Origin of the sequence: Microbacterium sp. Leaf436 (assembly GCF_001424715.1) — a bacterium.
Lineage (GTDB): Bacteria > Actinomycetota > Actinomycetes > Actinomycetales > Microbacteriaceae > Microbacterium.
Genome location: NZ_LMRB01000001.1, coordinates 105,652 through 126,357, shown reverse-complemented (window position 1 = coordinate 126,357; position 20,706 = coordinate 105,652). Strand labels below are relative to the sequence as shown.

The following is a 20,706-nucleotide window of genomic DNA, read 5'->3' as shown; positions in this document are numbered from 1 at the left end:
GTCCCTGCTGTTCAGAGAGGAACGCAGATCACATGCTGAAGAAAATCCTGACCGGTGCGGCTATCGCCGCACTCGCCGTCGGCCTCGGAGCGTGCAGCTCCACCCGTCCGGCCGACGGAGGCGGCGACGCCGCCGGCGGTGGCTCGACCGAGTGCAACGTGGGCATCGCGATGCCGACCCGCAGCCTCGAGCGCTGGATCAACGACGGTGAGCAGCTGCAGAAGAAGCTCACCGACGCCGGGTGCACCGTCGACCTGCAATACGCCGACAACAAGACCGACCAGCAGATCAGCCAGATCCAGAACCAGATCTCGGGGGGCGCGAAGATCCTCGTGATCGCCGCGATCGACGGCTCGACCCTCGGCCCGGTGCTGCAGGAGGCCAAGTCGCAGAACGCCACGGTCATCGCCTACGACCGCCTGATCAACGGCAGCGAGAACGTCGACTACTACGCCACCTTCGACAACTACAAGGTCGGCACCCTGCAGGGCCAGTACATCGAAGAGCAGCTGGGTCTGAAGGACGGCAAGGGCCCCTTCAACCTCGAGCCCTTCGCCGGCAGCCCCGACGACAACAACGCCAAGTTCTTCTTCGCCGGCGCGTGGGACGTCCTGCAGCCGTACGTCGAGAAGGGCCAGCTGGTCGTTCCCAGCGGCAAGTCGCCCGCCAACGACGACGCGTGGGCGTCGATCGGCATCCAGGGCTGGGCATCCGACAAGGCGCAGTCCGAGATGGACAACCGCCTCTCGTCGTTCTACGGCGACGGCAAGAAGGTCAACGTGGTGCTCTCGCCCAACGACAGCCTCGCCATCGGTATCGAGGCGTCGCTGAAGTCGGCCGGGTACACCCCCGGCGCCGACTACCCGATCATCACGGGTCAGGATGCCGACAAGGCCAACGTCAAGGCGATCCTCGACGGCGCGCAGTCGATGACGGTCTGGAAGGACACCCGCGCCCTCGGCGACCGCGTGTTCACGATGGTGCAGGAGATCAAGGACGGCAAGACCGTCGAGGTCAACGACGAGAAGACCTACGACAACGGCAAGAAGGTCGTCCCCTCGTACCTGCTGACCCCCGAGGTCGTCGTCAAGGACGACGTGCAGACGAAGCTCATCGACTCGGGCTTCCTGAAGGCGTCCGACGTCGGACTCTGATCGATCCCGGACGGGGCGGGCTCGCCCGCCCCGTCCTCTTCTCGCGGCGGGGCGGCTCAGCCCGCCCCGCCGCTCGATCCTTCACCGCCCGGTGAAGGGCATCGGTCGCCTCCGGCGACGATCACACGAGTCGCTTCGGCGGCCCACTTTTGCGTCGCCCTCGGCGACGGTGAAGGGACGACACACACCATGACCGAACCGATCCTGCGCATGGCGGGGATCTCGAAGTCCTTCAACGGGGTTCCGGCTCTCGCCGACGTGTCGATCGACGTGCACCGCGGAGAGGTGCATGCCATCTGCGGCGAGAACGGCGCCGGCAAGTCCACCCTCATGAAGGTGCTCAGCGGGGTCTACCCGGCAGGCAGCTTCGAGGGGAGCATCACCCTCGAGGGTGAGCAGATGGCGTTCCGCTCGATCAACGACAGCGAGGCCGCGGGCATCGTCATCATCCACCAGGAGTTGGCGCTCAGCCCCTACCTCTCGATCGCCGAGAACATCTTCCTCGGCAACGAGAAGGCCCGTCGCGGCGTCATCGACTGGAACGCCACGAACACCGCGGCGGCGGAGCTGCTCAAGCGCGTGGGGCTGCGCGAGAACCCCGCGACCAAGATCTACGAGATCGGCGTCGGCAAGCAGCAGCTCGTCGAGATCGCCAAGGCCCTGGCCAAAGAGGTCAAGCTCCTCATCCTCGACGAGCCCACCGCCGCGCTGAACGACGACGACTCCGCCCACCTGCTCGATCTGATCGACCAGCTGCGCGACCAGGGCATCACCTGCATCATCATCAGCCACAAGCTGAAGGAGGTGCTGCGCATCTCGGACCGCATCACGATCATCCGCGACGGCCGCACCATCGAGACGATGCACCGCACCGACGCCGACACCGACGAGGGGCGCATCATCCGCGCCATGGTCGGCCGCGATCTGAACAGCCTGTTCCCCCCGCGCGAACCCGACATCGGCGAGGAGCTCTTCCGCGTCGAGAACTGGACCGTGCACCACCCGGTCGACACCGAGCGCGTGGTCATCGACGACGCCTCGTTCATGGTGCGCGCGGGCGAGATCGTCGGTTTCGCGGGCCTCATGGGCGCCGGTCGCACCGAGCTCGCCATGAGCATCTTCGGCCGCATGTACGGCACGGGCATCTCGGGCGAGGTCTACAAGAACGGTCAGCAGATCGACGTGCGCACGGTCGACGCGGCCATCAAGCACGGCATCGCGTACGCCACCGAGGACCGCAAGAAGTACGGGCTCAACCTCATCGGCGACATCCAGGTCAACGTCTCGGCATCCGCCCTCTCGCGCCTCGCCCGCCTGGGCGTAGTCGACCGCTACCGCGAGTACAAGGTCGCCGATTCGTACCGCTACAAGATGAACATCAAGGCCCCCAGCGTCGCGGCGATCACCGGACGGCTGTCCGGCGGGAACCAGCAGAAGGTCGTGCTGTCGAAGTGGATGTTCACCGGTCCCGACGTGCTGATCCTCGACGAGCCGACCCGCGGCATCGACGTCGGGGCGAAGTACGAGATCTACGGCATCATCAACGAACTCGCGGCCCAGGGTAAGGCCGTCATCGTCATCTCGTCGGAGCTGCCCGAGGTCATCGGCCTCTCCGACCGCATCTACACGATCTCCGAGGGACGCATCACGGCAGAGGTCAGCCGCGACGACGCCACGCAGGAGACCCTCATGCGGCACATGACCGCCGGAAGGAACTGAAAGACATGGCCACCGCATCCACCCAGACGGTCGAGGCGCCCACGCAGCCGGGACCGCGCCGCCGCGGCATCCTGTCGCGCATCAACTTCCGGCAGTTCGGCATCCTCGCCGCCCTGGTCATCATCATCGTGCTGTTCCAGGTGCTGACCGGCGGCCGACTGCTCATGCCCGGTAACGTCAACAACCTCATCCAGCAGAACGCCTACGTGCTGATCCTCGCGATCGGCATGGTGATGGTGATCATCGCGGGGCACATCGACCTGTCGGTCGGCTCGGTGGTCGCCATGGTCGGAGCGATCGCGGCGATCTCGATGAACTCGTGGGGGCTGCCCTGGTGGGCCGCCGTCATCCTCTCGCTCGCCGTCGGCGCGGTCGTCGGTGCGTGGCAGGGCTTCTGGGTGGCGTTCGTCGGCATTCCGGCGTTCATCGTCACCCTGGCGGGCATGCTGTTGTTCCGAGGTCTCACCCTGGTGCTGCTCACCGGCGGCACGATCGCGGGTCTGCCCGACGGCTTCACCGCCATCGGTGCCGGCTGGCTGCCCCCGGTGCTCGGCTACATCGGCAACTGGGACTCGCTGACCGTCGTGCTGGGTCTCGTCGCCGTCGTGGCGCTCATCGCCCAGCAGCTGCGCACCCGCGCGACGCTCCGTCGCCTCGAGCTGCCCCGTGAGGTCGCGTGGTCGTTCTGGCTGAAGAACCTCATCGCCGCGGTCGCGATCATGGCGATCGCCCTGACGCTCGCCACCTACAACGGCACGCCGATCGTTCTGATCATCCTCGCGGTGCTCGTCCTGGCGTACACGTTCGTGCTCAACCGCACGACCTTCGGCCGCCACGTGTACGCGATGGGCGGCAACCTGTTCGCCGCCGTGATGAGCGGTGTGAAGACGAAGTGGGTCAACTTCTTCATCTTCGTCAACATGGGCGTGCTCGCCGGTCTCGCGGCGGTCGTGAGCACCGCGCGCGCCGGCAGCGCCGTGGCGTCCGCCGGTCAGAACTACGAGCTGGATGCCATCGCCGCGGTCTTCATCGGTGGCGCCGCCGTCCAGGGCGGCATCGGCACCGTGGTCGGTGCGGTCGTCGGTGGACTGGTGATGGGCGTGCTGAACATGGGGCTGTCGATCCTCAGTGTCGACGCCGCCTGGCAGATGGCCATCAAGGGCATCGTGCTGCTGCTGGCCGTCGCGTTCGACATCTTCAACAAGCGGCGCAACGGCGGTGTCTGACCGGATGGGGAGCGTGGCCCCGGGGCCCGCTCCCCATCCGCGTCCCGGGACCGCGGCATCGACCGTCGGCCCCGCCCCCGTCCTTCTCGACGGCTGCGCGTACCGTCCGTTCCTGCGCGATGGGATGATGGGGGAGGTGCCCCTCTCATGACCCCTGCCGTGTTCGAGCCCGCAACGCCGCTCGCACCCCCGGTCGGTCGTACCACCAACGACCTGATCCGCCAGCAGAACCTCGCGTCGGTGCTGTCGTTGCTCCATTCCCGGGGAGCGCTCTCACGCGCGCAGCTGGGCGCGACGACGGGACTGAACCGCTCCACCGTGACGGGCCTGGTCATGGAGCTCACCGAGCTGGGCCTCGTGCGCGAGGCGGCCAGCACCGAGCGCACCGGCAAGGTCGGGCGCCCGACGCTTGACCTCGAGCCCGAAGACCACGTCGCCGCCCTCAGCGTGCGGGCCGAACCCCACGCCGTCACCGTCGCCCTGGTCGGGCTGGGCGGGGTGGTGCACGCGCGACTGCGCCACGACACGGCCAGTCCGCCGTCGCCGCGCCGGTTCGTGCAGATCGTCGCCTCGTCGGTCGAAGCCATGCGGGCCGACATCGACCGGCACTACCGGGTGGTGGGTGCGGGCCTCGCGGTGCCCGGACTCGTCAACGCCAACGGCTCGGTGCTCGTCTCGCCCACCCTGGGATGGAAGCGCGACCCCGTGTCGGCGCGCCTGAGCGACGAGCTCGGCATGCCGGTGGCCGCCGGCAACGACGCGAGCATCGGCGCTCTCGCCGAGTCGCGCTTCGGTGTCGGCGTCGGTGTCGGCAACCTGCTCTACCTGGGCGGGGCGATGCACAGCATCGGCGGCGGTCTCATCATCGACGGCACCCTTCTGCGCGGCACCTCGGGCTACGCCGGTGAGCTGGGGCACACCGTCGTCGACCCTCGTGGGCGCGCCTGCGTGTGCGGACGCCGGGGATGCCTCGAGGCCGAGGTGAGCCTCGACCTGCTCGAGCCCCTGCTGGGTCGGCGCAAGCTCGACGAAGACGAACTCGACGTCGAGCTGGGCGTGGCTCGCAACCCTCGCGTGATGGCGGAGGTGACGCGCCAGGTCGAGGTGCTCTCGATCGCGCTGACCAACTTCGTCAACGCCTTCAGCCCCGAGACGGTCGTTCTGTCGGGCTACCTCGGCGCCCTGCTCTCGGTCAGCCGCGAACGACTGGCCGATGCCGTGCGCGTGCATCCCCTCGGCGCCGAGGGGCGCACGATCCGCCTCGAACGGGCGCACCTGCGCTCGCGCCTCATGCTCGTCGGCCCCGCCGAGCTCGCCTTCGCCGACCTGCTGTCGAACCCCGGCGGGTTCCGCGGCTGAGGGCGGCGGGCTTCAGGGTCCGGATGCCGTGACCCCGGACGCCCCCGCGGTCGCCGTCGCCGCCGGTCGGTCGCTCAGGACTCCAGGGCGTCGCGGTAGGCGTCGAGCGTGCGCGTCGCCATCCACCGCCACGAGAACATCTCGGCGCGCGCGACCCCGCGCTCCCGCAGCGTCTGTGCGAGCGCGGGGTCGGTGAGGACCCGGGCCACGGCATCGCGCATCCCGGCGGTGCTCGTGGGGTCGAAGTAGATCGCGGCGTCGCCGTAGACCTCGGGCAGGCACGTCGCATCGCTGCTGACCACGGCGCACCCGTGGCGCATCGCCTCGAGACCCGGCAGTCCGAACCCCTCGAAGAACGACGGGAACGCGTACACCGCCGCCGCCTCGTACAGCCCGCGCAATTGCGCGTCGGTGACGAAACCGGCGAAGTGCACGGCGCCCCGCTCCTGCTCGTCGAGTTCCCGGATCAGGCGCGCCCCGTCGTCGTCGATCTTTCCGGCGACGACGAGGCCGATCTCTTCGCCGGCGTCGCGCAGGTGCACGACCGCGCGGATGAGCCGTTTGAGGTTCTTGTACGGCTCCTGCCGGCCGACGTACAGCACGAAGCGCGGGAACGGCGTCTCGACCGGGATCGCGGCATCCGCGATCACATCGGCCGCGGGCGAGGTGACGTACAGGCTCGACGCGCGCACGCGGGTGTGGGCGACGAGGTCGCGGCCCCCGTGCGCGCTGATGACGAGGTTCACGCGGGAGCGGTGCGCCGTGACCACGAACGCCCCCGCGCCGATGACGCGCTTCACGGCAGAGACGGCCCAGTGCTTCTTGCGGTTGCGCACCTTCAGCAGCGTCATGTCGAGAAAGGTCGTCACGCGGCGCGCGCCCAGGTAGAGCGGCTGCTGCGGCATCGCGAAGTGCACCAGATCGGGGCGGAGCGCCCGGAGCTCGCGCCCGAACGAGGTCTGCTCGCGCCACGAGAAGTACGGGGTCTCGGTGGCGACCTTCTCGAAGAGCGGACTGGTCGGCGTCCAGTCGTCGAACCGGTCGCGGGGGAGCACGATCGTGTAGCGGTGCGCGGTGTCGATCTGCTCGAGGTGCGCGATGAGGTTGCGCGTGTAGCGCCCGGTGGAGGTGAACATCGAACGGGCGTCGATCACGATGTGCGGCGGGGATGTGGGCACGGAGTCCTCTTCTCGGGCGGGGTCCGCCGCCGAGTATGACCGCCCCCGGCGCCGATGCTCTCGGCGGTCGGCGCGAGCCGCGAGGAAGCGTTGGGGTGAGGCGACGGGTGAGGTTCGCGTCCGGAGCCGCCCGTCGCCGCCACCGGCGGGGGATGCCGTCGAGCCGGTTGGTACGTTCCCCGGGACACCCGCCTCTCCCCGCGTCGCCCGTCCGGGCGCCCGAGGTCGCCCGTCGAGAGCGGGACCGGAGGAGAACCGTGCGGATCGTCAGTCTCATGGCCCACGTGCCGTACCCCGGCATCCCCCACGCGGGCGGACAGTACGTGCTGTCGCACCTCCGGGGCCTGCGCGCCCTCGGCCACGAGGTCACCGTGGTCGCGCCCGACTGGCGGGGCAACGATGAGGGAGCCCGGCGCCTGCGGGAGGCGATGGACGTCACGGTCCTGGTCTGCCCGCCGCGCTCCTCCGGCCGTCTCGCGGCGTGGCTCGACACGCAGCAGATCCGGCTGTCCCCCGTGCGGCCGCCGCTGCGGTTCCGGCGGGCGATCCTCCGCGCGGGCGCCGTGCGAGACGCGGCAGCGCGCGCCGACCTCGTCGAGGCGCACTGGAGCGAGATGGGATGGATCGCTCGGGCGCTTCCCACCGGCCCGCGCGCCCGTCGCGTGGTCGTGGCGCAGGACCTGATCGTCCAGACCTACGAGCGGATCTTCGCCACGACCCGTCGATGGACGGCGGCGCGGCTGCTCGGCCGGTGGCGGAACCACAGCGTCGCGCGCGACGAGGGTCGGCTGTACCGCGACATGGATGCCGTGGTCGTCTTCAGCGGAAAGGACGCCGGCTACGCGCGACGCCTGGGGGTCGCGGCCGACGACGTCGTGGTCCTGCGGCCGCCGTTCTCGCCGGACGGCGGCGAGGTGGTGACCGCCGACGGCCCGCCGGCCGGGGTTCCGACGGTGCTGTTCGTGGGGGCGTTCTTCCGCGACGTCAACGTCGAGGCGGCCGACTGGCTGATCGACGAGATCATCCCGCGCGTGCGGGTGGCGCGGGCCGATGTGCGGTTCGTGCTCGCGGGCGCGGGGCCCACGGCGCGCATGATCGCCGCGGCGCAGACCGACCCGCTGCTCGAGGTGACCGGGGAGGTCGAGTCGCTCGACCCGGCTTATCGGGCGGCCACGGCCGTCGTCGTCCCGCTGCGCATGGGCGCCGGGCTGAAGTTCAAGACCGTGGAGGCGTTGATGCGGGGGATCCCGGTGGTGGCCACGACCGTGGGCGCGGAAGGACTGGTCGGCGAGGGAGAGACGGGCGGTCTCGTCGTCGCCGACGACACCGAGGCGATCGCGCGGGCACTCCTCGCGATCCTCGCCGATCCTCGTCGGGCCTGGAGCGATGCCACCGCGACGAGGGAGTGGGCGCGATCGGTCTTCTCGGCCGAGACTTATCCGTCGCGACTCGAGGACGCCCTGTTCGGACGGGGGGACGAGCGATGACGTCGGCGGTCGTCATCCCGAACTGGAACGGCCGGGAGGAGCTCGCCGCGTGCCTCGACTCGCTCGCGGAGCAGACCGAACCGGTGGAGGTGATCGTCGTCGAGAACGGCTCGACGGACGGATCGGTCGAGATGATCCGCTCGTCGTACCCCGGCGTCACCCTGCTCGTGCAGCCCGTGAACCTCGGCTTCGCCGGAGGCGTGAACGTCGGTCTGCGCTACGCCCTGCACCGGGGCCACGAGCACATCGCGCTGCTCAACAACGACGCCGTGGTCGAGAAGACCTGGCTCGCCGAGCTCGTCGCCGTCATGCGCAGCGGGGATGATCTCGGCATGGTGGCGAGCAAGTTCGTGACCCTCGACGGCCGCCGCATCGACAGCACCGGCGAGTGCTACTCGACCTGGGGCCTGCCCTACCCGCGGGGGCGTGGCGAAGAGGACCTCGACGCGTACGACGATGCGGTCGACATCTTCGGGGGTAGCGGCGGATCGACCCTCTATCGCGCCGCGATGCTGCGCGACGTGGGACTGTTCGACGAGGACTTCTTCGCCTATTTCGAAGACATCGACCTCAGCTGGCGGGCGCAGTTGCGGGGATGGCGTGCGCAGCTCGCCCCCCGGGCCGTCGCCTACCACCGGATCGGAGCGACGAGCGGGCGCATCCCCGGCTTCACCACCCACCAGACGCTCAAGAACCTCCTCTGGGTCATGAGCAAGAACGTCCCCCTGCGTTTTCTGCCGGTGGTGTTCCCGCGCCTCGCGCTCTCGTACTCGTTCACGTTCGTGCGCGCCGTGCTGCGCGGGCAGGGGGGCACGGCCGTGAAGGCCGTCGGGATCGCCGCGGTCAAGATGCCCCGCAAGCTGCGCGAGCGTCGGGAGATCCAGCGGGGCCGACGCATCGACGACGCCGCCGTGGCGGCACTTTTCACCTGGGATCTGCCCCCGGCCTCGGCCAACCTGCGGCGGTTGCGCGCCGCGGTGCGGCGCTCCTGACGGCCCGGGCGTCGCTCCCGCGGGTCGTGTGATCCGCGGGAGCGGGCGCGCGTCGGAGGACCGCGGGTCCCGCTTACGCCGTCCGGCGGGTGAGCATCGTGAAAGTGGGCGTTTCACCCGTTCGGTCACCCCTTCGACGGGCGAGGGGCGACAGGTCCCGTGCCTGCACGGCGATCACGAACAGCGGCACCACCATCGCCGCGAACAGGGTGTCGGGCGCCTCGACGCGCCACGCCGTCTCGGTGATCGACACCGCCGTGAGCACGCAGAGGAACGTGCTCGCCGCGACCTGGTCGCGGCGGGGAAGATGCTCGGCCGCGCGGGCGGCGGCGGCGAGGACGACGGCGAGGAGCGCGACGAGGACGATGCCGCCCGTGACGACGTACGTCACGAAGACGTTGTGGCCGTGGCTGGCGGCGCTGGAGAGGGCAGCCTTGAGCAGGTCGTAGTGGTCGACGTACCAGCTGTGGCCGAGCCCGACGAGCCATTGATCGCCCGACAGCTGCGACAGGGCGAACCGCCAGATCGCGCCGCGCTTGGTGAACGCCTCGGGGTCGGTGGTGATCAGGGGGAGGGCCACGACGGCGACGACCAGGACGAGCAGCAGGGCGCCGAAAACGCGGCCGACGGTCCGGTTGCCCGCGCGGCCCAGCAGCATGCTCACCAACAGCACCACGGCCCACACCGCGACCCCGAACAACGCCGTGCGCGACGCCGACCACAGGATGGCGACGAGCAGCACGGCGGTGGTCGTCCAGCGCAGATACCAGCGCGAGAAGAGGTGCGTCAGGGGCAGGGCGAGCACCAGGAACAGGCCGTAGCCGTTGGGGTGCCCGAAGAAGCCCGCCAACAGCGGGAGCCCGGTCAACGACTTCTCGGAGTTCGCGTCGAACGTCTGCGGCATGTACATGAGGGCGGGGGCGCTGGACGTCAGCACCATCGAGACCACCGCCAACCCCGCGGCGGCGAGGGCGTACGCCCGCAGGTCCGACACACGCGGTTGGATCGCCCACAGGGTCACGGCGACGCCGATGGGCAGCAGCATCTGCTCGGTGACGGCTCCTCCCCGCGCGAACTCGTTGAACACGATCCACACCCACGGCAACACGACGAGTACCAGCGGCGAGACGTCGTTCTGCACGAAGACGACGCGGAAGATCAGCACGAAGACGGCGGCGGCCGCGGGAAGCAGCAGGGCGATGTGCCCCGCGTCGACGACCGCCTGCGTGTACACGCTCGTCAGACCCTCGGCCGCCTGCGTGCGGCTCATCGTCAGCGTCTGCGCGATGGTGCCGCCGATCGAGGCCGCCCAGAGCATCAGCAGCAGACCGAACGCGACGACGCGGGCCGCGGTGCTGCGCGCCGGTGCCGCGAGCGGCGTGGCCGCCAGGCGCTGTCGCCGCGCTGCGCGCCGTGTGCCCTGCTCGGACTCCGGGGGTACCGAGAGGTCGGACGCGGTGACGGCGGGGGAGGTCATCCGCACAGGCTAGGTGCGCGAGAGCGGTGCTCGATCGCGGCGGGGACCGGGGTGCAACGGGCGACCGAGCGGGTGAAAACGAGCCCCCGAGGGGCGGCGGAGAGGGGAGCAGCGCGCGGTCGAAAATAGTCTGCTCGAGCGCGGCTCCCGCGGCGCACCCGAGGAGGACGACAGACGTGACGCCCGAACGATCTTCGGGCGCACGGGCCCGGGGTGCGACCCTGCTCCTGTCGACGCAATGGCTGCGGTACGTCCTGCAGATCGCCAACATCGTCGTGCTGGCACGCCTGATCGGGCCGGCGGATTTCGGCGTGGTCAGCCTGGGACTGGCGATCGTCGGCATCGCGTCGGTGCTCGGCGACTTCGGGCTCAGCCTCGCCGCCCTGCGCGAGAAGTCGCTGAGCCAGGCGCAGAAGAGCAACCTGTTCTGGATCAACACCGGCATCGGGGCCGTTCTGGCGCTGCTGGTGGCGGCCGTCGCCGTTCCGATCGGCGCCGCGTTCGGCGACGGCCGGCTGGTCGGGGTCGTGCTCATCGCGGCACCCGCCTATCTCCTCCGCGCCGCCGCGGTCCAGTTCCTGGTCGAGCTGAATCGCCGGGAGAGGTTCTCGCGCCTCGCCGCGTCGGAGGTGGGAGGGGATGCCGCGGGGATCGTCGCCGCGATCCTGCTCGCCCTGCTCGGCTCGGGTTATCTGGCTCTCGCCGTGCAGGGCACGGTGGCGGCGGTCGTGTCGCTCGGGTGGGCCGTTGCCGCGGCGGGCTGGCGTCCCGGACTCCCGCGTCGCGTCGAGATGGGGTCGCTGCTCACCTTCGGCCTGTCGACGCTCGCCACCCACGCAGCGCACTACGTCACGACGAACGTCGACACGATCGTCATGGGGGCCTGGTACCCGTCGGCGATCGTCGGGTTCTACTCGCGGGCGTACCAGCTGGTGATGCTGCCGCTGCTGCAGGTCGCCGCCCCGCTGACGCGCGTGGTGCTGCCGCGATTGGCGCACGTCGCCGACAGCCTTCCCGCCCTCAACGAGGCGCTGGCGCGCGCGCAGCGGCTCGTCAGTCACGTGCTGCTCGCCGTCACGGGCCTGCTCGTGGTGTGCGGTGCGCCGTTGATAGACGTGGTGCTGGGCGCCGACTGGCTCCCCGCGATGCAGTTCCTTCCGATCCTCGCCGTGGGCACGGTCTTCCAGACCACGGCGTACGCCTACTACTGGGGGTTCGCCGCTCTGGGACGCTCCGGGGCTCTCTTCCTGTCGGAGATCGTCGGGCGCGTGCCGATGGTGCTCCTCATCGTGCTGCTGGCGCCCCTGGCTCCCGCGGGGATCGCCTGGGGAGTGGTCGTGGGCCAGGTGCTCATCTGGGCCTCGGGAACCTTCGTGTTCGCCCCCCGCGCGGGCCTCGAGGTCGGGGTCCTCGTGCGCGCGTCCCTCGTGCCCCTGGCGGTGAGCGGCGGGGCGACCCTCGTCGCGTGGGGCCTGGACCTCGCGGTCTTCGGGCCGTGGCCCGCTCTGCTCCGCCTGGTCTGCCTGGCAGCGGCGTGGCTCGTGGCAGCGGCGGCGATCATGGCGGTGGGGGGCCGCGGCGACGCCCGGCTCATCGCGCAGACCCTCCGGTCGATGCGTCCGCGACGCTCCGCCTGATGCCCGACGGCGGCGGCTCTCAGCCGCCGATGACGACGTTCAGCGGTTCCTCGCCGGCGCGGAGGCGCTCGATCTGACGGCGCACGAGTCGCGCGATGCGCGGGCGCATGGCATCGGTGGCTCCTCCGACGTGCGGGGCGATGAGCACGCCGTCCAGGGCCCAGAGCGGGTGATCCGCGGGAAGGGGCTCGGGGTCGGTCACGTCGAGCGCGGCGCGGAGACGCCCGCGACGCACGTGGTCTACGAGCGCATCGGTGTCGATGAGGGGACCGCGGCCGACGTTGACGACGAGGGCGCCGTCGGGCAGGGCCGACAGGGCGGCGTCGTCGAGGATGTGGCGGGTGCGGTCGCCGCCGGGGAGCGACGCGATGAGGATGTCGGTCTCGGCGAGCACGTCGTCGAGCTTTCCGAGGGGGAAGACCTCGACGTCGTCCTGCAGCCGGCCGTGCGAGGCGACCGCGCGCAGCTCGACCTCGAAGGGCTTGAGGCGCGCGGCAATGGCGCGGCCGACCCCGCCGAATCCGAGGAGCGTGACGCGCTGGTCGGCGAGACCGGTCGCGCCGCCGCCGATCCACTCCGCGCGGTCCTGAGCGCGCACGAACTCCGGCAGGCGCCGCTGCGCCGCCAGGGCCAGCGTCACCGCGAGCTCCGCGGTCGCGGTCTCGTGCACGCTGGAGGCGTTCGCGAAGGCGAGGCCCTTCGGCAGGCGTCCCTCGACATTGTCGTAGCCGATCGACTGGCCCTGCACGAGGCCGACCTCGACGCTCGACAACGCCTCGATGACGCCGTCCATCGACATGTACGGGGGCACGACCAGGTCGAACCGCTCACGGGGAGCGGGCCCCGTCATGTCCCACAGCACGAGCTCGACGCCCTCGGGCAGGGGCTGCAGATCGTCGCGCAGCTGTTCGGTGGGCACGGACACGATCAGGGGGGTCTCGTTCGTCACCCCCTCGACGCTACCGCCGTCGGCGCCTCGGCGGCGGCGGGTTGCGCGCGTCGGCCGATCTGCACGCCCACGGGAACGTCGTACGCGAGGTACTCGGCCAGCAGGCTCGCGGAGTCGCGCGCGAACAGGCGGCGGGAGAGCGCGGCGGCCAGCTTCGTCGCCCCGCCCACGAGGCCGGGGATCTGGTGGCTCAACATGCCCTGGCTGATCCGCGCACCGTGGTTGAACATGTGGATGCGCGACAGCGCCTCCCCGCCCGCGCGGTCGACGAGCCCGAAGTCGTCGTCGAGGTAGGGGAACGCGGCGAGCCCCGGGTTCTGCGCCACGGCCTCGGGGGTGAGCCGCTCGCTCCAGAGCACGGCGTCGGCGGCCACTCTCGCCAGCTCGGGCCGTCGGGCCAGGTCCGAGGCGATGCCGGTCGCGGCCAGGACGACGTCGTAGTGATGGATGCCGTGCGGCGTCGTCACCGCGATGTCGCTGCCCGTCCACTCCACGCCCTGCCACGGTGACGAGGTGAGGAAGCGGAACGAGTCGAAGGCGTGCGCGCGCCACAGGGCGTTCTGCGTCGCGGGCTGGTCGACGGCCGACAGGTGCACGTTGAACGCCCACTTCTGCGCGTCGGTGAAGGTGCCGTAGTTCTCGATGAGTCCGGCGAACTCCATCCAGCGGTACGGGCTGACCTGGGGCATCGCGGCGCGGCGCATGTGCACGTCGACGAGGGCGGCTCCGTGCTCGAGGGCGGTGGCGGCGTTGTCGAACGCCCCCGTGCCGGCACCCAGGATGCCGATGCGCAGGCCCGCGAGGGCGGCGAAGTCGATGTCGTCGTGCGTGTGCCGCACCCGATCCGCGGGAAGGTCGTGCAGCAGCGACGGGATGGACCGCCCGCCGGCTCCCTCGATGCCGGTGGCGAGCACGACGTGGTGGGCCGAAAGCGTCCAGGTTCCGTCGGGGCCCTCGAGCGCGAGGTCGAGCGGACCGTCGGTGGGGGTGATCGCCGTGACGTGGGTGGCGGGCACCACGGTGATGGCCGAGACCTCGCGGTACCACTGCAGGAATCCCTGCCACGCCGTGGTGGGGAAGTACTCGATCTGCTCCCACGCCGCCGTGCCGTACACGGCTTCGAACCACGCGCGGGGACTCACCGCGGGGGTGCCCCACGTCGGCCAGGCGATGTCTTTGGGGGTGCGCAGGGTGTGCATGCGCGCGTAGGTGGTCCAGGGGCCCGCAGCCCCCGCGGGGGCGGCGTCGAGGACCACCACGTCGTCGATTCCGCGGCGCCGCAGGCCCCGCGCGAGCACGAGCCCGGCTTGACCGGCGCCCACGATCACGACGGGGCGCACTCCGTCGCGCGCGCCCACCCAGGGCCGCCCGTCGCCGGCGCTCAGGGCGGACTGGTGCGCCGCCTCGCGTTCGAGGCGCGCGAGACGCGCGGGGGCGTCGGGAAGCGGGGTGAGCACCGTCACTCCGCGTCGATCACGACGCGCACGCCGAAGGCGTCGTCGAGCCGGTGGTTGTGGTGGTCGGTGACGTTGGTGTCGTCGAGCTCGAGGTTGACGAAGTCCATGCTCGGGTCGGCGAAGAACGGTCCCGCGTGCCAGGTGCCCTTGCGCATCGTGATGGCCGTGCGCGGCGGAATACGGAACGCCCGCAGGTCGTCGAGCGCGGGGGCGTCGAGGCCGGGGGCGGCGACCGCGATCGTCCACTCCACGTCGCCGACGGCCATGAGCGTCTGCGTCGTCTCGAGGTGACGGGTGACGCGTACGAACTCGGGCGACTTGTCGTCGAGGTGCATGAGGTAGAAGCGGGGGATGCCGTTCGACACGTCGAGCACGGCTTCCTCGGCGGTGAAGGGCGTGCCGTCTTCCATCGGGGTCAGCACGACACCGTAGGGCTCGAAGCCCGCGGGGGTGACGGTCTCGGCGGTGAGGTGGTGGGTGGAGAGGGTGTCGGACACGGGGGCTCGCTTTCGTCGGGTAGCCCGACAGTACGCTTGTCCAACAAGCTCGCGCGCTACTTGTCCAACAACTTCACCGCTCGTTTACGCGGCAGAAACGCGCGTTCAGGAGCGGACGCGACGGATCAGCGCATTGCGCAGGCCCGCCGGCGCCGGCAGCTGCACCTCGCGCGACCAGTACCCGATGGCGTCGTCGACCCCGTACCCGCAATACGTCATCTCGATGGCCGGGGTGCCGGCATCCGTCGACAGGATCGCGGCGCGCTCGGCGTCGAGGGCGATCGCGTCGATCCACAGGGTCTCCCACGCGACCCGGATGCCGTTGGCCGCCTCGGCCAGCTCGAACACCGGCCGGTGCGGGTCGAGATCGACCTCGCGCGAGAGCGGCACGAGGTCTTCGGCCAGTGCATAGGGGGCGGCGTCGACGCGCCACATCTTCACCGTGCGCAAGACCCCGGTGCCGTCGGGCAGCTCGTCGTACCGCGCCGGATCGCCCGCGGCGAGGGTGAGTCGATCGGATGCCACGAGCTCGAGCGTCGGCTCGTACCCCGCCGCGCGGATCGACAGCGAGTGGTCGAACTGCTGGTCGATGCGCCGGCCGACACCGGGGAGTCGCCGGTTCGGCGACGTGCGGGCACCCTGCGTGCGATGCACGTACCCGCGCTCCTCGAGGCGGATGAGCGCCTCGCGCACCGAGTTGCGGCTCGCGCCGGTGAGCTCGGCCAGGCGCGGTTCGGAGGGCAGGGTCTCGGCATCCGCTCGCCACAGGTGCAGGATGCGGTCGATCAGTGCGTCCTGGTCGGGCGCGCGCTTCTCGGTCACGCCCTCACGCTATCGCGGGGGCGCGCCGGTGGCCGCCGCGGGCGGGCCTGCGCAGCGCGGTGAGGAGCGCAGCGCGGTGAGGAGCGGAGGGCGAGGGGCCGCGGGAGGACGCTGGGCGGCGGAAGGACCTCCGCTCGTCTCCGGCTCTCCGCACGTCACGGATGCGGCGGGCTTGCGGGGGCCGACGGCCCGCCGGGTGTCAGGCTGCGGCGCCCACCACGGCGGCGATGGCCGAGGTGAAGAAGCCGAGTCCGTCGACGCCCGAACGCATCGCGACGTCGGTGCCGGGGCCGAAGCCGGGCTCCACCGCGTGCTCGGGGTGCGGCATGAGTCCCACGACGTTGCCGCGCTCGTTGGTGAGGCCGGCGATGTCGTCGAGCGAGCCGTTGGGGTTCACGCCCACGTAGCGGAACGCCACCAGGCCCTCGCCGTTCACGCGCGCCAGGGTCTCGGCGTCGGCGATGTAGCCGCCGTCGGCGTTCTTCAGCGGGATGACGATCTCGTCGCCCTCGGTGAAGTCGCTGGTCCACGCGGTCGAGGCGTTCTCGACGCGCAGGCGCTGGTCGCGGCGGATGAACTGCTGGTGGGCGTTGCGGATGAGGCCGCCGGGCAGCAGGTGCGCCTCGACGAGCATCTGGAAGCCGTTGCAGATGCCGAGCACCGGCATGCCCTTGGCCGCGGCGTCTTTGACCTCGGCCATGATCGGCGCGAAGGCGGCGATGGCCCCGGCGCGCAGATAGTCGCCGTAGGAGAAGCCGCCGGGCAGCACGAGGGCGTCGACGCCCCGCAGGTCGTGCTCGCCGTGCCAGAGGGCGACGGGCTCGCCGCCCGCGAGGCGGATGGCGCGCTGCGCGTCGCGATCGTCGAGCGAGCCGGGGAACGTGATGACCCCGATGCGAGCCGTCACTCGACGACCTCGATGTTCACGACGTCTTCGATGACCGCGTTCGAGAGCATCTCGTCGGCCAGCTCGCGGGCGCGGGCGAGGGTGGCCTCGTCGACCTCTCCCTCGACGGTGAGTTCGAAGCGCTTTCCGATGCGCACGTCCGAGAAGCGGTTCTCGCCGAGCCGCGACAGGGCGCCGGCGACGGCCTTCCCCTGCGGGTCGAGAAGCTCGGCCTTGGGCATGACGTCGACGACGATGGTGGGCACTGCAGCTCCAGAAGTCGGGTGGCGTTGTGGGTGCCAGTCTACGACGCTCGGGCTCGGCATCCCCGCCTCGCGCGGACCGACCGCGCGCGCGGGGATCGCATCGGGTGGACCGAGCTCGGGGTCGTCGGCTCCCGGCTGGACCGCGAGGAATGTGGGAGCGCTCCCTTGACGTGATGGGAGCGATCCCATATCGTCGACCTCGATCGGTTGAGAGCGCTCCCACGTGAGGTTGCGGGGGAACACCAGCGCTACCGGTCAGCACCCACCACAAAGGAGTGATCTGTGAATTCACGTGCCCTGCGCCGGACCGCGCTCATCGCCGCCGTCGCCTCCACCTCCGCCCTCGTGCTCGCCGGTTGCTCCGGTGGCGGGGGAACCGCCGCGGGCGGTGGTGACGAAGAGGTGACCCTCACCGTCGCCACGTTCAACGACTTCGGCTACACCGACGAGCTGCTCAACGCCTACACGGCCGAGCACCCGAACGTGAAGATCGTGCACAACCGCGCGGCCAAGTCGAACGACGCCCGCGCCAACTACTTCCAGAAGCTCGGCAAGTCGGGCCTGGCGGACATCGAAGCCATCGAGGTCGACTGGCTGCCCGAGGTCATGAAGTACTCCGACCTGCTGGCACCCGTTCCCCAGGACCTGCAGAGCCGCTGGCTGGACTGGAAGGTCAAGGCCGCCACCGATGCCTCGGGCAACCTGATCGGGTACGGCACCGACATCGGCCCCGAGGCCATCTGCTACCGCGCCGACCTGTTCGAAGCGGCCGGGCTCCCCTCCGACCCGGCCGAGGTGGCCGCCGCCCTCGAGGGCGACTGGTCGACCTACTTCGAGATGGGCGACAAGTACGTCGCCGCCACCGGCAAGCCGTTCTTCGACTCGGCCGGCAGCGTCTACCAGGGCATGATCAACCAGGTCGAAGCGGCCTACGAGAACCCCGACTCGGGCGAGATCACCGCCACCACCAACCCCGACGTCAAGAAGATCTACGGCATGACCCTCGACGCCGCCAAGACGCAGTCGGCGCACTTCGAGCAGTGGTCGACCGACTGGTACGCCGGCATGGCGAACGGCGCCTTCGCGACGCTGTCCTGCCCCGGCTGGATGCTGACGCAGATCGAGGGCAACGCCCCCGAGGTGGCGGGCTGGAAGATCGCCGACACGTTCCCCAACGGCGGCGGCAACTGGGGCGGGTCGTACCTGACCGTTCCCGGCAACGGCGCCCACGTCGCCGAGGCGCAGGCCCTCGCCGACTGGCTGACCTCGCCCGAGCAGCAGGTGAAGTTCTTCCAGCAGGCGGGCACCTTCCCGAGCCAGGTCGACGCGCTGAAGGCGCCCGAGCTGCTCGCGAGCACCAACGCCTACTTCGGTGACGCCCCCATCGGCGAGATCTTCACGAAGCGCGCCGAGGCGGTCAGCGTGACGCCGTTCAAGGGCGAGTACTACTTCCAGGTCAACGACGCGATGCAGAAGGCGCTGACCCGCGTCGAGAGCAACACGCAGGACGCACAGACCTCGTGGGACCAGTGGGTCTCGCAGGTGGACGCCATCGGCTGATCTCGCCTCGATCACGGGCCGGACGCTGCGCGTCCGGCCCGTGCTCCCGGAAGGAACCTCGTGACCACGACACTGCAGCCCCCCGTGACCCCCGCGGCATCCGCCGCCGACGGTCCCCCCGCCCGTTCCCCCCGACGTGTCGGCTTCGGCTCGAAGCTCAGCGCGTGGGACCTCAAGCTCTCGCCCTACCTCTACATCTCGCCCTTCTTCCTGCTCTTCATCGTCACGGGCCTCTTCCCGATCCTGTACACGGGCGTCATCTCGTTCATGGACTGGGACCAGATCCGCGGCTCGGGGACGTTCGTCGGCTTCGACCAGTACGCCTACGTGCTCTCGCAGCCCGCCTTCTGGGACGCCCTGCGCAACACCTTCAGCATCTTCGTGCTCTCGACCGTTCCGCAGCTGCTGCTCGCGGTGTTCATCGCGGCGATGCTCGATCAGAACATCCGGGCGAAGACCCTCTGGCGCATGGGCGTGCTCGTGCCGTACGTCATGGCCCCCGTGGCCGTGGCGCTGATCTTCAGCAACATGTTCGGCGACCAGTACGGCATCATCAACACCCTGCTCGGCCGGATCGGCCTGCCCGGGGTCGGGTGGCACTCCGACGCGTTCGCCAGTCACATCGCCATCGCCACGATGGTCAACTTCCGCTGGACCGGGTACAACACCCTCATCCTGCTGGCCGCGATGCAGGCGGTGCCGCGCGAGTACTACGAGGCGGCGACCGTCGACGGGGCCGGCAAGATCCGCCAGTTCTTCTCGATCACGCTGCCGAGCCTCAAGCCCACCCTGATCTTCGTCATCATCACCTCGACGATCGGTGGCCTGCAGATCTTCGACGAGCCACGCATGTTCGACCAGTCGGGCACCGGTGGCTCGGACAACCAGTGGCTGACCATCTCGCTGTACCTCTACAACCTCGGCTGGGGCGAGTGGAACTTCGGCCGCGCCGCGGCACTGGCGTGGATCCTCTTCCTCATCATCCTCGCGATCGGTGCGGTCAACCTCTTCATCAGTCGCTCCCTCGTGCGCGACGAGGGCTCACGCGACGGTCTCAGCCGCGCGCAGCGTCGCGTCGCCGCCCGTGCCGCGAAGCAGCGGCTCGCCGAATCGACCGGAAAGGTCGCCCGCTCATGAGCGTCATCGACACCAGCCCCGTCACCGGGGCAGCCGACCCGAAGCCCGCGCGTCGGCGCCCGCGCGCCGTCCGCGGCTCCCGGCCCGGGTGGTTCGTCTACGCCAGCCTCGGCGTCGTGCTGCTCGCCGCCCTCGTGCCCTACTACTGGGCTCTCCTGATCGGTTCGGGCGACTCGGCGACCATCCGCAACCCCGAGCTGTCGTGGATCCCGGGCGGCAACTTCTTCGTCAACGCCGCCGCGGTGCTCGGCAACCCCGCCGTCAACTTCTGGGCGGGGCTGTGGAACTCCATCTTCAGCTCGGCCGTGATCGCGGCATCCGTCGTCTTCTTCTCCACGCTCGCGGGCTGGGCGTTCGCGAAGCTGAAGTTCCGCGGCGGCCCCTGGCTGCTGTTGTTCGTCGTGGCGACGATGGCCGTTCCCACGCAGCTCGGCGTCGTGCCGCTGTACATCCTCTTCAGCGAGATGGGATGGACGGGGCAGATCGGCGCGATCATCGTGCCCGCGCTGACGAGTGCGTTCGGGGTGTTCTGGATGACGCAGTACCTGCGTCAGGCCGTGCCCGACGAACTCATCGAGGCCGCCCGCGTCGACGGCGCGAGCTCGTTCCGCACCTTCCTCACCGTGGGGGTTCCGGCCGCGCGGCCCGCCGCCGCGATGCTCGCGCTGTTCACCTTCGTCACCGCGTGGAACAACTTCTTCTGGCCGTTCATCGTGCTCGACCGCCAGAACCCCACGCTGCCGGTGGCCCTGTCGCTGCTGCAGTCCAACTACTTCGTCGACTACTCCATCGTTCTGGCGGGAGTGCTGCTGTCGACGATCCCGCTGCTGCTGCTGTTCGTCTTCGCCGGCAAGCAGCTCGTGAGTGGCATCATGCAAGGGGCGGTGAAGGGATGACCCTCGC

Annotated in this window: 18 protein-coding genes; 10 read left to right on the top strand and 8 right to left on the bottom strand. The window is 70.3% G+C overall.

Going from position 1 to position 20,706, the window contains the following annotated elements; all coding sequences use genetic code 11:
- Positions 1-32: 32 nt before the first annotated feature.
- The 4 genes from chvE to ASG45_RS00530 all read left to right on the top strand — a co-directional run bounded on the left by chvE (position 33) and on the right by ASG45_RS00530 (position 5,458).
- Positions 33-1,154: a multiple monosaccharide ABC transporter substrate-binding protein gene (gene chvE, locus ASG45_RS00545; RefSeq protein ID WP_055831994.1), complete on the top strand. Its 1,122-nt coding sequence runs from the start codon at positions 33-35 to the stop codon at positions 1,152-1,154.
- Between the two features lie 189 nt (positions 1,155-1,343).
- The gene (mmsA, locus tag ASG45_RS00540; RefSeq protein WP_055831992.1) at positions 1,344-2,873 is read left to right on the top strand and encodes a multiple monosaccharide ABC transporter ATP-binding protein; all 1,530 of its coding nucleotides are present in this window, start codon (positions 1,344-1,346) and stop codon (positions 2,871-2,873) included.
- Positions 2,874-2,878: 5 nt separating this feature from the next.
- Positions 2,879-4,099 carry a multiple monosaccharide ABC transporter permease gene (gene mmsB / locus ASG45_RS00535; protein ID WP_055831990.1) on the top strand — a complete coding sequence of 407 codons (1,221 nt, stop codon included), beginning with the start codon at positions 2,879-2,881 and terminating at the stop codon, positions 4,097-4,099.
- Positions 4,100-4,246: 147 nt separating this feature from the next.
- Positions 4,247-5,458 (top strand): ROK family protein, encoded by a 1,212-nt coding sequence (locus ASG45_RS00530; RefSeq protein ID WP_055831988.1) that lies wholly within the window; start codon positions 4,247-4,249, stop codon positions 5,456-5,458.
- A gap of 74 nt (positions 5,459-5,532) precedes the next feature.
- Here the strand turns inward: ASG45_RS00530 and ASG45_RS00525 are convergent, their stop codons facing one another.
- The gene (locus tag ASG45_RS00525; RefSeq protein WP_055831986.1) at positions 5,533-6,636 is read right to left on the bottom strand and encodes a glycosyltransferase family 4 protein; all 1,104 of its coding nucleotides are present in this window, start codon (positions 6,634-6,636) and stop codon (positions 5,533-5,535) included.
- 257 nt (positions 6,637-6,893) lie between these two features.
- On the opposite strand from ASG45_RS00525, the gene ASG45_RS00520 reads away from it, so the two are divergent.
- Together ASG45_RS00520 and ASG45_RS00515 are read left to right on the top strand one after the other, a co-directional pair.
- Positions 6,894-8,123, top strand: coding sequence for a glycosyltransferase family 4 protein (locus tag ASG45_RS00520; RefSeq protein WP_055831984.1), 1,230 nt, complete (start codon positions 6,894-6,896; stop codon positions 8,121-8,123).
- The gene (locus ASG45_RS00515) at positions 8,120-9,115 is read left to right on the top strand and encodes a glycosyltransferase family 2 protein (RefSeq protein ID WP_055831983.1); all 996 of its coding nucleotides are present in this window, start codon (positions 8,120-8,122) and stop codon (positions 9,113-9,115) included. The genes ASG45_RS00520 and ASG45_RS00515 overlap by 4 nt, the downstream gene beginning before the upstream one ends.
- A 73-nt stretch (positions 9,116-9,188) precedes the next feature.
- Here ASG45_RS00515 and ASG45_RS00510 read toward each other — a convergent pair whose 3' ends face one another.
- A complete protein-coding gene (locus ASG45_RS00510; protein ID WP_055831981.1) occupies positions 9,189-10,592 on the bottom strand; it encodes a hypothetical protein in 1,404 nt (467 codons plus the stop codon).
- 176 nt (positions 10,593-10,768) lie between these two features.
- Between ASG45_RS00510 and ASG45_RS00505 the strand changes: the two genes are divergently transcribed.
- Positions 10,769-12,229: a lipopolysaccharide biosynthesis protein gene (locus ASG45_RS00505; protein WP_055831979.1), complete on the top strand. Its 1,461-nt coding sequence runs from the start codon at positions 10,769-10,771 to the stop codon at positions 12,227-12,229.
- A 19-nt stretch (positions 12,230-12,248) separates the two neighbouring features.
- Here ASG45_RS00505 and ASG45_RS00500 read toward each other — a convergent pair whose 3' ends face one another.
- From ASG45_RS00500 to purS, 6 genes are all read right to left on the bottom strand, one after another.
- Positions 12,249-13,178: a 2-hydroxyacid dehydrogenase gene (locus ASG45_RS00500; protein WP_235561535.1), complete on the bottom strand. Its 930-nt coding sequence runs from the start codon at positions 13,176-13,178 to the stop codon at positions 12,249-12,251.
- On the bottom strand, positions 13,175-14,641 hold the full coding sequence (locus ASG45_RS00495) for an FAD-dependent oxidoreductase (protein WP_055831977.1): 1,467 nt from the start codon (positions 14,639-14,641) through the stop codon (positions 13,175-13,177). The genes ASG45_RS00500 and ASG45_RS00495 overlap by 4 nt, the downstream gene beginning before the upstream one ends.
- On the bottom strand, positions 14,638-15,132 hold the full coding sequence (locus tag ASG45_RS00490) for an ureidoglycolate lyase (RefSeq protein WP_055831976.1): 495 nt from the start codon (positions 15,130-15,132) through the stop codon (positions 14,638-14,640). The genes ASG45_RS00495 and ASG45_RS00490 overlap by 4 nt, the downstream gene beginning before the upstream one ends.
- Before the next feature lie 105 nt (positions 15,133-15,237).
- Positions 15,238-15,954 (bottom strand): GntR family transcriptional regulator, encoded by a 717-nt coding sequence (locus tag ASG45_RS16675; RefSeq protein WP_055831974.1) that lies wholly within the window; start codon positions 15,952-15,954, stop codon positions 15,238-15,240.
- 199 nt (positions 15,955-16,153) lie between these two features.
- Positions 16,154-16,861 (bottom strand): phosphoribosylformylglycinamidine synthase subunit PurQ, encoded by a 708-nt coding sequence (purQ, locus tag ASG45_RS00480; protein ID WP_055831972.1) that lies wholly within the window; start codon positions 16,859-16,861, stop codon positions 16,154-16,156.
- Positions 16,858-17,106, bottom strand: coding sequence for a phosphoribosylformylglycinamidine synthase subunit PurS (purS, locus tag ASG45_RS00475; protein ID WP_022878640.1), 249 nt, complete (start codon positions 17,104-17,106; stop codon positions 16,858-16,860). Before purS ends, purQ begins: the two co-directional genes overlap by 4 nt.
- A gap of 282 nt (positions 17,107-17,388) precedes the next feature.
- On the opposite strand from purS, the gene ASG45_RS00470 reads away from it, so the two are divergent.
- Genes ASG45_RS00470 through ASG45_RS00460 form a run of 3 tightly spaced genes read left to right on the top strand, consistent with a single transcriptional unit; the run spans position 17,389 to position 20,699 of the window.
- Positions 17,389-18,666, top strand: coding sequence for an ABC transporter substrate-binding protein (locus tag ASG45_RS00470; RefSeq protein WP_055831970.1), 1,278 nt, complete (start codon positions 17,389-17,391; stop codon positions 18,664-18,666).
- 60 nt (positions 18,667-18,726) lie between these two features.
- Positions 18,727-19,803 carry a carbohydrate ABC transporter permease gene (locus tag ASG45_RS00465; protein ID WP_055831969.1) on the top strand — a complete coding sequence of 359 codons (1,077 nt, stop codon included), beginning with the start codon at positions 18,727-18,729 and terminating at the stop codon, positions 19,801-19,803.
- Positions 19,800-20,699, top strand: a complete 900-nt coding sequence (locus tag ASG45_RS00460) for a carbohydrate ABC transporter permease (protein WP_055831968.1) — start codon at positions 19,800-19,802, stop codon at positions 20,697-20,699. The genes ASG45_RS00465 and ASG45_RS00460 overlap by 4 nt, the downstream gene beginning before the upstream one ends.
- The last annotated feature ends 7 nt before the right edge of the window (positions 20,700-20,706 follow it).